The 11,854-nt window shown below is 74.7% G+C and carries 8 protein-coding genes; 4 read left to right on the top strand and 4 right to left on the bottom strand.

Annotated elements, in window-relative coordinates; genetic code table 11:
• Positions 1-123: 123 nt before the first annotated feature.
• Entirely contained in the window at positions 124-522 is a 399-nt protein-coding gene (locus tag CNO22_RS11255; RefSeq protein WP_232806958.1) for a type III PLP-dependent enzyme domain-containing protein, read from the top strand.
• Here CNO22_RS11255 and CNO22_RS11250 read toward each other — a convergent pair.
• Entirely contained in the window at positions 421-1,884 is a 1,464-nt protein-coding gene (locus CNO22_RS11250; protein ID WP_198588256.1) for a saccharopine dehydrogenase C-terminal domain-containing protein, read from the bottom strand. The genes CNO22_RS11255 and CNO22_RS11250 overlap by 102 nt on opposite strands.
• 157 nt (positions 1,885-2,041) lie before the next feature.
• On the opposite strand from CNO22_RS11250, the gene CNO22_RS11245 reads away from it, so the two are divergent.
• Together CNO22_RS11245 and CNO22_RS11240 are read left to right on the top strand one after the other, a co-directional pair.
• Positions 2,042-4,294: a helicase C-terminal domain-containing protein gene (locus CNO22_RS11245; protein WP_100499452.1), complete on the top strand. Its 2,253-nt coding sequence runs from the start codon at positions 2,042-2,044 to the stop codon at positions 4,292-4,294.
• A 178-nt stretch (positions 4,295-4,472) separates the two neighbouring features.
• Positions 4,473-6,158, top strand: a complete 1,686-nt coding sequence (locus tag CNO22_RS11240) for a DNA repair helicase XPB (RefSeq protein WP_100499451.1) — start codon at positions 4,473-4,475, stop codon at positions 6,156-6,158.
• An 81-nt stretch (positions 6,159-6,239) separates the two neighbouring features.
• On the opposite strand, the gene CNO22_RS11235 is transcribed toward CNO22_RS11240, so the two are convergent.
• Positions 6,240-7,445, bottom strand: coding sequence for an aminotransferase-like domain-containing protein (locus tag CNO22_RS11235; RefSeq protein WP_198588255.1), 1,206 nt, complete (start codon positions 7,443-7,445; stop codon positions 6,240-6,242).
• A gap of 362 nt (positions 7,446-7,807) precedes the next feature.
• On the opposite strand from CNO22_RS11235, the gene CNO22_RS11230 reads away from it, so the two are divergent.
• Complete coding sequence (locus tag CNO22_RS11230; RefSeq protein WP_100499456.1) at positions 7,808-9,607, top strand: DEAD/DEAH box helicase; 1,800 nt, start codon at positions 7,808-7,810, stop codon at positions 9,605-9,607.
• A gap of 81 nt (positions 9,608-9,688) precedes the next feature.
• Here the strand turns inward: CNO22_RS11230 and CNO22_RS11225 are convergent, their stop codons facing one another.
• Positions 9,689-10,276: a serine acetyltransferase gene (locus CNO22_RS11225; protein ID WP_232806957.1), complete on the bottom strand. Its 588-nt coding sequence runs from the start codon at positions 10,274-10,276 to the stop codon at positions 9,689-9,691.
• A 213-nt stretch (positions 10,277-10,489) separates the two neighbouring features.
• Positions 10,490-11,791 (bottom strand): MFS transporter, encoded by a 1,302-nt coding sequence (locus CNO22_RS11220; RefSeq protein WP_100499450.1) that lies wholly within the window; start codon positions 11,789-11,791, stop codon positions 10,490-10,492.
• Positions 11,792-11,854 lie beyond the last annotated feature (63 nt).

Here is an 11,854-nt window from a genome sequence, read left to right as displayed (position 1 = left end):
TTTTAGGAGAGACGGCCCGGGCGAGTGGCTGCTAGTGGTGCGCGTGAGTGGTTGGGGCACCCCGCGGAGGGGAGGGGGCCACACAGACCGTAGCCCCCCCCCCCCCCCCCCCCCGAGCGCTGGGTGTACCTGGACACCGGCGTCTTCGGCGGGCTGGCCGAGACGTTGGGGGAGGCGATCAAGTACCGGCTGCTGACCTCACGGGACGGCGGGCCGGCCGGCCCGGTGGTGCTCGCCGGCCCGACCTGCGACAGCGTGGACGTCATGTATGAGCGGCACCGCTACCAGCTGCCGCTGGCGCTGACCGCCGGTGACCGGCTGCTGCTCCTGTCGGCCGGGGCCTACACCAGCACCTACTGCACCGACGGCTTCAACGGCTTCTCCCCCATGCAGGTGCACTGCCTCCCGCCGTCGACCCCCTCAGTCCCCGTCGGAGACCAGGAAGCTGGCGAACTGCCAGACGTCCTCCGGGTCGGGCTGCCGGGTGCCCTCGGAGCTGAACAGGGCCGCGCGGGAACGTAGCGGCGTCCAGTCGACCTGGCGGGAGACGAACGGCCCCAGGTAGGACATCGCGGTGGCGAGAACGTCGGCGTGCGGCAGCTCGTCGGGCAACCGCACCCCTTCCCGTGGGTGGTCGAGCATCCAGCGGATGGCGCCGATCAGCCCGGCGGCGACCTGCAGGGTGGTGGCGTTCTGGCCGGGGGCCAGCCGCCGCGCCTCGTGGATGTCGAGGAGCGAGCCGGTCCACCAGCTGGTCAGCGGGTGACCCATCAGGAGCACGCCCAGCTCGTCGCGGCCGTCGACGATGTCCTCGCCCATGATCCGTTGAGCGGGCTGCAGCTGATAGCCGCGCATGTGCAGCTCGTGCAGGCTGGCGATCGCGGCGTCCGCAGGGCAGTAGGCGTAGTGGACGGTGGGCCGGTAGACCGCCGCGCCGTCCTCCCAGACGGTGAGGTGGTCGGAGATGGAGAACGCCTCGCCGTGGCGGACCAGCATGCCGGTGATGTCCCCGGCGGGCACCCAGGAGCGCACCCAGGTGCGGCAGCCCGGGCGCGCCAGGCAGATCTGGTTGCCCGGTCCGCTGCCGTGGCGGTGCGCCCCCGGGGGCAGGGTGCGCTCGTGCGAGCCCCAGCCGAGCTCGGCCGGGGCGACGCCCTCCTCGTAGAAGCCCTCCACCGACCAGGTGTTGACGAACTCGTCGACCCGCTTGGGGACGGCGGAGATCTGGGTGTCGCGCTCGGAGACGTGGATCACCCGCACGTCCAGCGCACGGGACAACGCAGCCCACTCCCTGCCTGCCGCCGCCCCCTCCACCCGCTCCCGTCGCTCGGGCTCCGCGGCGGACCGCTGGTCGGCCAGCCACGCCTCGGCGATGTCGAGCAGCGCGACCTTGGTGAAGTGCGAGACCAGGCCGGGGTTGGCGCCGTGGTCCAGGACGGCGGTGGGCCCGTCGTTGTCCCCCCACCCGGCGAGCATGCCGCGCAGGTCCAGGTGGCGGCGGTACAGGGTGCGCTCGGTCGGCGGCGCGGCCCACCCGCCGGCGTAGGGGTCCCAGACCTCCAGCGAGGCGTTCACGTACAGCGCCCCGTGGTCCCGGCACCACTGCAGCAGGTCCAGCGTGCCGATGTTCCAGGCCAGGTCGAGAAGCAGGTCGCCATCCCCGAGCCGGCCGGCCAGGACGCCGGCGTATCCGTCCTGGGTCAGGTGCACCGATTCGACGCCGACGCCCCGTGCCCGCAGCTCTCGGGCCGCCCGTGTGACAGCGGGGTCGTCCGAGGCGTCGAGGACCGTGTAGGCCGACGGCGGCAGGGGCAGGGTCTCCAGCAACAGCGGGAGCGTGCAGCGGGCGACGCTGCCGAGCCCCAGCACGACCACCCTCGACACCCCGGTCACCCCGGACCTCCCCAGTCCGCGTCGCGGCGGCCCGCGGGCCGGACCGCGGCCGACGACGGTCAGCGCGAGCCCGGAGTGTAGGACGGGCCAGGACGGCGGGCCGCCGCGGCCGAGCAGCCCTTCGGGACAGCGACGTAACGTGGTCCGGATGTCCTCGCCAGCCCCCGCGACGCTCGCCTCCTGGCTGCGCACCCGCACCGACGAGCAGCTCGCTGCGCTGCTGGCCGCCCGGCCCGACGTGGCCCGCCCCGCGCCGTCCGACGTCGTGGCCCTCGCCAGCCGGCTGGCCGTGCCAGTGTCGGTCGACCGCGCGCTCGACGAGCTGGACGCCGCCACGCTGCAGGTGCTCGACGTGGTGCTGCTGGCCGAGACCGACGGGGTGGACGCCGCCGACCTGCCCGCCGCGCTGCCCGCCGTGCCCGACGACGTCCTCGAGGCCGCCGTCGACCGGCTCACCACGCGGGCGCTGCTGTGGGGGGACGACGTGCTGCACGCCCCCGAGCCGGTGCGCCGCGCGGTCCGCTACCCGGCCGGCCTGGGACGACAGGCCGGCGAGCTGCGGCTGACGCTGCCGACCGACCTGCCGAAGGCGCTGGCCGAGCTGCCCGCCGAGGAGCGCGACGTGCTGGAGCGGCTGACCGGCGACCGCCCCGTGGGCCATCTGCCCGACACCGACGGCAGCGCCGCCTCCCCCGCCCGGCGGCTGCTGCAGCGCGGTCTGCTGGCCCGCATCGACGCCCTCAACGTGGAGCTCCCCCGCGAGATCGGGCTGCAGCTGCGCGGGAGCCTGCCCTACGGCCCGCCGCGGGTGCGCCCGGAGCCGGCCGTCGTCGAGCGCGACCCGGCCGTCGTCGACCGGCAGGCCGCGGGCGCCGCGATGGAGGCGATCGGGCGGGTCGGCGAGCTGCTCGCCCTGCTCGAGGAGGAGCCGGCCGGATTGCTGCGCAGCGGAGGCGTCGGCGTCCGCGACCAGAAGCGCCTGGCCCGCGCACTGCACGTCGCCGAGCCCGAGGCCGGCTGGCTGCTGGAGCTGGCGCATGCGGCCGGCCTGCTCGACGTCGGGGGCCCGCACCGCGACGAGTGGCTGCCCACGCGCGCCTTCGACCTGTGGCGGGAGCAGGAGCTGCCCGACCGGTGGGCGACGCTGGCCGCCGGCTGGTTGGCCGCCGTCCGGCTGCCCTCCCTCGCCGGGCAGCGCGACGTCTCGGGCAAGGCCGTCAACGCCCTCTCCCCCGACCTGGTCCGGCACACCGCTCCGGCGATCCGCCGCTCGGCGCTCACCGCGCTGGCCGAGTACCCGCCCGGCCGCGGTGTGGCCGCCGACGACCTGGTCGCGCTGCTGCGCTGGCGCACCCCGCGGCGGGCCGACCGGCTGGCCCCGGTGCCCGACCTGCTGGCCGAGGCCGCGCGGCTGGGCGTCGTCGTGGGCGGGGTGCTGTCCAGCGGCGGCCGCGGGCTGCTGACCCGGGGTGAGGACGGCGCGGCCGACGCCGTGCGTGGGCTGCTGCCCGACCCGGTCGACCACGTGCTGGCCCAGCCGGACCTGTCGCTGGTGGCGCCCGGCCCGCTGGTCACCGAGCTCGCCGACACCCTCGCGGTGGTGGCCGACGTCGAGTCCTCGGGCGGGGCGACGGTGTTCCGGGTGTCGGAGTCCAGCGTGCGCCGCGCCCTGGACGCCGGCTGGTCGGCCACCGACCTGCACGAGTTCTTCGCCCGCGCCTCGCGGACGCCGGTGCCGCAGGCCCTCGACTACCTGGTGGACGACGTCGCCCGCCAGCACGGCCGGCTGCGGGTGGGCGCGATCGAGAGCTACGTGCGCTCCGACGACCACGGGCTGCTCTCCCAGGTGCTCAACGACCGGCGCACGGCCACCGCGGAGCTGCGCCGGCTCGCGCCCGGGGTGCTGGTCAGCGGACTGGGCGCCGACGAGGTGCTCACCGTGCTGCGCGACGCCGGCTACGCCCCGGCCGGCGAGTCCCCGGGCGGCGCGGTGCTCACCCGCCCGCCGGCCCGGCCGCGCGCCGCAGGGCGCCGTCCCGGCGGGGCCGCCCCGCAGGCACCGCGCCCGCTGACCGGCGAAGAGGTGGCCGCCACGGTGCGGGAGATCCGCGCCGGGGACGCCGCCCTGGCCGCCCGCCGCGGCGAGGCCGTGCGGCAGGTGCCCGGGGTCACCACGGCCGGCACGCTGGAGCTGCTGTCCCGCGCGGTCCGCGAGGGCGTGCCGGTGTGGCTGGGCTACGTCGACGCCCAGGGCAGCGGCAGCCAGCGCGTCGTCCAGCCGGTGTCCCTGGCCGGCGGCTTCCTGCAGGGCTACGACGAGCGCCGCGGGGAGAGCCGCACCTTCGCCGTCCACCGGATCACCTCGGTGGCGCTGGTGGAGGACGACGACCGCGTCGGCTGACCGCTCGACGGCAGCGCTGTGTGCACACACCGCGGTCAGGGACCGGTGACAGCGCTGTGTGCACACGACGCCGGGGCGCCGGTCGACCGTTCGACGGGAAGGTGCTGTCGGTGCCCGTGGTTACCGTGTCGGAGGCCCTGCGCGGCCGCCGTCCCCTCCCGCCTGCCGAAAGGTCCCCGTGACTGACGGACCCCTCATCGTCCAGTCGGACAAGACGCTGCTGCTCGAGGTCGACCACCCGGCCGCCCGCGACTGCCGCGCGGCGATCGCGCCGTTCGCCGAGCTGGAGCGCTCCCCCGAGCACGTGCACACCTACCGGGTGACGCCGCTGGCGCTGTGGAACGCGCGCGCCGCCGGGCACGACGCCGAGCAGGTCGTCGACGCGCTGGTCCGCTACTCCCGCTACCCCGTGCCCCACGCGCTGCTGGTCGACGTCGCCGACACGATGGACCGCTACGGCCGGCTCACCCTGCAGAACGACCCGGTGCACGGGCTGGTGCTGATCAGCTCCGACCGCGCGGTGCTCGAGGAGGTCGTCCGCAGCAAGAAGGTCGCGCCGATGCTGGGGGCGCGGATCGACGACGCCACCGTCGTCGTCCACCCCTCCGAGCGCGGCCGGCTCAAGCAGGCGCTGCTCAAGGTGGGCTGGCCGGCCGAGGACCTCGCCGGCTACGTCGACGGGCAGGCGCACGCCATCGAGCTGGCGCAGGACGGCTGGCACCTGCGCGACTACCAGCAGGAGGCCGTCGACGGCTTCTGGGCCGGCGGCTCGGGCGTCGTCGTCCTCCCCTGCGGGGCGGGCAAGACGCTGGTCGGTGCCGCGGCGATGGCCGAGGCCAAGGCGACGACGCTGATCCTGGTCACCAACACCGTCTCCGGGCGGCAGTGGAAGCGCGAGCTGCTGGCCCGCACCTCGCTGACCGAGGACGAGATCGGCGAGTACTCCGGCGAGCGCAAGGAGATCCGCCCGGTCACGATCGCGACCTACCAGGTGATCACCACCCGCCGGAAGGGCGAGTACCGGCACCTGGACCTGTTCGACGCGCAGGACTGGGGCCTGATCGTCTACGACGAGGTGCACCTGCTACCCGCGCCGATCTTCCGGCTCACCGCCGACCTGCAGTCCCGCCGCCGGCTCGGGCTGACCGCCACGCTGGTGCGCGAGGACGGCCGGGAGGACGACGTCTTCTCGCTCATCGGCCCGAAGCGCTACGACGCCCCGTGGAAGGACATCGAGTCCCAGGGCTACATCGCCCCGGCCGAGTGCATCGAGGTGCGGGTGGCCCTCGACGACGAGGAGCGGATGACCTACGCGATCGCCGAGCCCGAGGAGCGCTACCGGATCGCCGCGACGGCGAGCTCCAAGCTGCCGGTGATCCGCCGGGTGCTCGAGCGGCACCCCGACGAGCAGAAGCTGGTCATCGGCGCCTACCTCGACCAGCTCGACGAGCTCGGCCGCGCCCTCGACGCCCCGGTGATCCAGGGCTCGACCACCAACCGGGAGCGGGAGAAGCTCTTCGACGCCTTCCGCGCCGGGGAGGTCAAGACCCTGGTGGTGTCCAAGGTCGCCAACTTCTCCATCGACCTGCCCGAGGCCGCGGTCGCCGTCCAGGTGTCGGGGACCTTCGGGTCGCGGCAGGAGGAGGCCCAGCGGCTGGGCCGGGTGCTGCGGCCCAAGGCCGACGGCCGGCAGGCGCACTTCTACACCGTGGTCAGCCGCGACACCCTCGACGCCGAGTACGCCGCCCACCGGCAGCGCTTCCTGGCCGAACAGGGCTACGCGTACACGATCGTCGACGCCGCCGACCTGGCCGGGCCCGGCGAGGTCAACGGCCCGGACTGGGTGGACGAGCCCGCCGACTGAACGCGCTCACTGCTGTACCCCGAGGAGCCCAGGACCGCGCCGGTCCTGGGCTCCTCGCGTACGACGGTCAGGTCGCACGGCTCAGCCGTCGGCGAGCGCGGCCCCGAGGCGGGCGACGCCCTCGGCGATCCGCGCCGGCGTGTTCGTGGTGAACGACAGCCGCAGCGTGGCCCGGTCCGGCGTCCCGGCGTAGAAGGCCGCGCCCGGCACGAAGGCGACGTCGTGGGCCAGCGCACGGTGCAGCAGGTCGGCGGTGTCGGGGGCCCCGGCTAGGCGCACCCAGACGAACATGCCGCCGTCGGGGTCGGTCCAGGTGCTGCCCTGCGGCAGCGCGTCCGGCAGTGCCTCGACGAGGGCGTCCCGGCGGGCCCGGTAGGCCGAGCACAGGGTCATGACGTGCGCCTCCACGTCGGCCGCGGCGAACCACGCCGCCGCCGCGGCCTGGTCGACCGTGGAGGTGTGCAGGTCCGCCGCCTGCTTGGCGACCGTCAGCGCGGGCAGCAGCCGGGAGGGCGCCCGCAGCCAGCCCAGCCGCTGCCCCGGCGCCGCGATCTTGGAGAAGCTGCCGACGTGCAGCACGTGGTCGTCGGCGCCCGGGTGCGCGGCCAGCGGGAGCACCGGGGCGCCCCGGTAGCGCAGCTCGGCGTAGGGGTCGTCCTCGACCACCCAGACGCCGTGCCGGGCGGTGAGCTCGACGACCTCGGCCCGCCGCTCCGCCGGCATGGTGCGCCCGGTCGGGTTGGCGAACGTCGGGACCAGGTAGAGCAGCGCCGGCCGCTCCCGCTCCAGGACGTCGGCGAGCGCGGCCGGGTCGATGCCGTGCTCGTCGGTGGGCACGGGCACCACCCGGGCGCCGGCGAGCTGGAAGCACTGCAGCGCCGCCAGGTAGGTCGGGTCCTCCACCAGCACGACCGCGCCCGGGTCGAGCAGCGCCGTCGCGACGAGGCTCAGCGCCTGCTGCGAGCCGGACGTGACCAGCAGGTCGTCGACGGTGGTGAGCAGGCCGCGGGCGGTCATCCGGGCGGCGACCCGCGCGCGCAGCTCCCGGTCGCCCTCGGTGGGCGCGTACTGGAGGGCCCGGCGGGCGGAGGGGCCCCAGAGCACGGACTCGTAGGCGGCGCGGACGCCGTCGAGGTCGAACAGCTCCGGTGCGGGCAGGCCGCCGGCGAAGGAGACGACCTGCGGGCGGTCGAGGAGGGCCAGCAGCTCGCGGACCGGCGAGCTGGCCACCCCGGCCAGTCGGTCGGCGAGGGCGGGGGCGGGACGGGAGAGGACGGCGGACGACACCGGTGCTCCAGGAGGGACTGCGCGGTGAGGGGGACGGCGCCGGGGTGCGGGTGGTGTGCCGCTGTCACCCGGGCCGGGAGGGCCTCCTGGTCGAGGAGCCGCGTCCAGCCTACGACCGCTCTCGACGGGAGGCTCCGAGCGACGCCGCGGTGGGACGGCTGGGGCGCGGTGGGCAGCCGGGGCTGCCGGAACGGACGGCACGGTCCGTCACGGGCATGACGATGCCCACACCGCGCCGCTCCCCTCGGCATCGACCCAGGTCAGCGACGCGACGGTCGGTGCCATACGTCGTCGCGGGCGGCACGCGCGGGAGGTGGCCGGTTGGGCGTGTTGCTCGTCGCGCAGGCAGGATGGCCCTCGACATGGCGAGTGCAGCACGCGCGGAGGCGGTCGCCCCGCAGAGGACCAGCAGACCGCTCCGGGCCTGGCAGCAGGCCGCGCTGGAGAAGTACGAGCAGGAGTCCCCGAAGGACTTCCTCGTCACCGCGACCCCGGGCGCAGGCAAGACGACCTTCGCCCTCACGCTGGCCGCGCGGCTGCTGCAGCGACGCGAGGTCGCCCGCGTGGTCGTCGTCTGCCCGACCGACCACCTGCGCCTGCAGTGGGCCGACGCCGCCGACCGGATGGGCATCGTCCTGGACCCGGGGCTGACCAACGCCGTCGGCCCGGTCCGCGCCGGCACCCAGGGCTACGTGACCACCTACGCGCAGGTGGCGGGCAAGCCGATGCTGCACGCAGCCCGCTCCACCGCGGTCAAGACGCTGGTCATCCTCGACGAGGTGCACCACGCCGGTGACGGCCTCTCCTGGGGCGAGGCGGTCGAGGAGGCCTACGGCTTCGCCGCCCGCCGGCTGTGCCTGACCGGGACGCCGTTCCGCACCAAGCCCGACGAGCGCATCCCCTTCGTCCGCTACGAGGAGGACGGCTTCGAGGGCGACGACGGCGAGAACGGCGCCGGGCTGGTCAGCCGCGCCGACTACACCTACGGCTACAAGGAGGCGCTGGCCGACAGCGTCGTCCGCCCGGTCGTCTTCGCCGCCTACACCGGCACCTCGCGCTGGCGGAACTCCGCCGGCGAGGTCGTCGCCGCCTCGCTGTCCGAGGCCGGCACCCGCTCCGTCGAGATGCAGGCCTGGCGCACCGCGCTGGACCCCAAGGGCCAGTGGGTGCCGCACGTCATCGCCGCGATGGACGACCGGATCACCCACCTGCGCGAGGAGGGCGGCATGCCCGACGCCGCCGGGCTGATCCTCGCCAGCGACCAGGACGACGCCCGCGCCTACGCCAAGATCGTCCGCCGGGTCACCGGCAAGGCGCCGGAGCTGATCCTGTCCGACGACCCGAAGGCGTCGAAGAAGATCGAGCGCTTCGCCACCGGCTCGGCCCGGATCGCGGTCTGCGTGCGCATGATCTCCGAGGGCGTCGACGTCCCGCGGGCCGCCGTCCTGGCGTGGATGACCTCGTACCGGACGCCGCTGTTCTTCGCCCAGGCCGTCGGCCGCGTCGTCCGCGCCCGGGCGTCGCACGAGTCGGCGACGGTGTTCCTGCCCGCCGTCCGGCCGCTGCTGTCGCTGGCGGCGTCGATGGAGGAGCAGCGCAACCACGTCATGCCGCCGCCCAAGGCGCAGGACCCCGAGGCCCTCGACCTCGAGCCGCTCCCGGCCAAGGAGCGCGAGCCGGTCACCATGAAGCAGTTCGAGGCGCTCGAGGCCGACGCCCGCTTCGCTCACGTGCTGCACAGCGGCACCGCGCACACCGGTGAGGGCTCGGGGGGCGGTACGGCCGCGCCGCTGGCCGCCGAGGAGGAGGACTTCCTCGGCATCCCCGGCCTGCTCACCCCGGAGCAGACGGCGTCGCTGCTGGCCCAGCGGGACGAGGAGCTGCGGTTGCGCATCGCCCAGCGCGTGCACGACGACGACACCGGCGAGCTGCCGGTCGTCGAGGACCACCCCGACGAGGACGACGCCGGCCGCTCCTGGCGCGACGCCGCGGAGCTGCGCCGGGAGGTCAACCGGCTGGTCGCCCGGGTCGCGGCCAAGACCTCCACGCCGCACGGGGTGGTGCACACCGAGCTGCGCAAGGCCGTGCCCGGGCCGCCGTCGGCCTCGGCGTCGGTCGACGTGCTCCGCGCCCGACGGGAACGCCTCCGCACCATGCTCTGAGAGCCGTTGCCGGGATTCCTCGCGCGTTGCCGGTGTTGCAGTACCGGCAATGCACGAGGAACGCCGGCAATGTGCCGACGGCTACCGGGCGACGGCGGGCGGGGCGAGCATGACCGCGCCCGGGGGCACGTCCCGCACGACGGTCGCGTTGGCGCCGATGCGGGCGTCGTCCCCCACCGTCATCGGCCCGATGACGACGGCGCCGGCCCCGATGCTCACCCGGTCCCCGATCACCGGCTGACCGCGGCTGGTGTGCCCGATGGTGACCTGCTGGTTGACCCGGCAGTCCCGGCCGACGGTGCGTGCGGTGAGCGTGGTCGCGAAGCCGTGCTCGATGAACAGCCCCGGGCCGATCACCGCGCAGTTCAGGTGCAGCGTGGGCAGCGGCCGGTAGACCGCGCGCAGCAGCAGCCGGACCGCCCACGGCAGCGGCGTCAGCCGGTAGTGCACCAGCGAGCGGAACTCCGGGTGCCGGGCGACCAGCCAGCCGAAGCGCGCGCTCGCGGGCAGCCGCTCCAGCTGCGGCCGGTCCAGGCACTGCGCCCACCACACGGCGTCCCGGCGGGTGTAGGGCCCGGCGGCGCTCGCCTGCACGACCTGCCACAGCGGCCAGGCCCACGCCGCCACCAGCCAGGTGGCCGGGTGGCGCGCGGACTCGACGGCGGGCACGCCGCCACCCTGCCCCAGTCCCCCGCCGTGGGTCAGCTACCCGACCGGGCAGGCCCGGGGGCAGCCGCTCCCTCCACACCTGCGGGACGCGTCCACAGATGCCCGACCGCCGGTCTCCGCCGACCCCCGGCGGGCGATCGGGTCCGATCCGCTCCCCGTGCGTTCGTGACGCCGGGGCGGCGGCTGACCGGGGACGGGCCCGTCAGCCGGTCCTCAGCGCAGCTCGGTGCCCTTGGTCTCGCGCAGGGTGAGGATGACGAGGAAGGCGACGGCCGCGGCGACCGCCACGTACCAGAAGAACCACAGTGGCCGGCCGTTGTTCGACAGCCAGGTGATGACGAGCGGGGCCGTACCGCCGAACGTGGCGACCGTGAGGTTGTACCAGGCGCCGATGCCGGTGGCCCGGAGCTCCGTGGGGAACAGCTCGCTCATGATCGCCGGGGCGATCGAGGCCATCAGTGCGTAGAGCCCCAGACCCGTGCAGAAGACGACGATCAGCGAGAACAGGTTGTCCCGCACCAGGAATGACAGCGGCACGATGAGCACCGCGATCGCCCCGGACCACACCAGCAGCTGCGGCTTGCGCCCGAACCGGTCCGACAGCGCCCCGAACGGGTAGCACAGCGCCACGAACAGCGCGGTACCGATCGACAGCGCGATGAAGACGTCGGTCTTGTCGGCGCCCCGGAAGGTGATCGCGAACGGCGTCAGCGCACTGAAGAACGTGTAGTACGACAGCGTCGACAACAGCGTGAACGCGCAGAGCTGGGCCACGGCCTTCGGGTGGTACTTGATCGTCTGCAGCAGCGGGTGCTTCGTGGCCCGGGCCTTCTCCGCGTTCTCCTCGAACTGCTCGGTCTCGACCAGCGACCGACGCAGCCACATGCCCACCAGGCCCAGGATGCCGCCGATGAAGAAGGCGATCCGCCAGCCCCAGGACTCCAACTGGTCCTGGCTCAGGGTGCTGGTCAGCAGCACACCGAGCAGGGAGGCGGCCAGCAGCGCCGAGCCGGTGGAGACGTAGAAGAACGACGAGTACCGGCCGCGGTGGTCCGGAGGGGCGATCTCCCCCAGGTAGGCGGAGGCGTTGGAGACCTCACCGCCGAGCGACATGCCCTGGGCGATGCGGGCCAGCAGCAGCAGGATCGGCGCCAGCCAGCCCACCTGCTCGTACGTGGGCAGGATGGCGATCACCATCGAGCCGCCCGCCATCAGCAGGATCGTGAGCAGCATCCCGGCCTTGCGACCGCGCAGGTCGGCGAACCGGCCGAGCAGGATGCCGCCCAACGGACGGAAGAAGAAGGCCAGCGCGTAGGCCGACGTCGCCCCGATCAGCGCGAGCGCCCGGTTCTCGGCCGGGAAGAACTGGCCGGCGAAGAAGACGACGAACGTCGCGTACACCGTCCAGTCGAACCACTCGACGGCGTTGCCGATGCTGGCCGAGACCAGCGTGCGCACCGGCAGCCGGTGCCGCTCCTCCGTCGTCCCCCGGTCCTGCCGCACTGCTCCAGCCATGAGGGCCTCCCCACCGTCGTCCAGGGGTCGACCGTAGGGCGGGCGCGCGCGATCGGCACGGCG

The organism is Geodermatophilus chilensis (assembly GCF_002802985.1).
GTDB classification, from domain to species: Bacteria; Actinomycetota; Actinomycetes; order Mycobacteriales; family Geodermatophilaceae; genus Geodermatophilus; species Geodermatophilus chilensis.
This window is presented reverse-complemented; position numbering and strand designations above follow the sequence as displayed.

Excerpts from the sequence above, each read along its gene's own strand:
- CNO22_RS11245 (WP_100499452.1), top strand. The coding sequence starts at position 2,042 with ATGTCCTCGCCAGCCCCCGCGACGCTCGCCTCCTGGCTGCGCACCCGC.
- CNO22_RS11230 (WP_100499456.1), top strand. The coding sequence starts at position 7,808 with ATGGCGAGTGCAGCACGCGCGGAGGCGGTCGCCCCGCAGAGGACCAGC.
- CNO22_RS11220 (WP_100499450.1), bottom strand. The coding sequence starts at position 11,791 with ATGGCTGGAGCAGTGCGGCAGGACCGGGGGACGACGGAGGAGCGGCAC.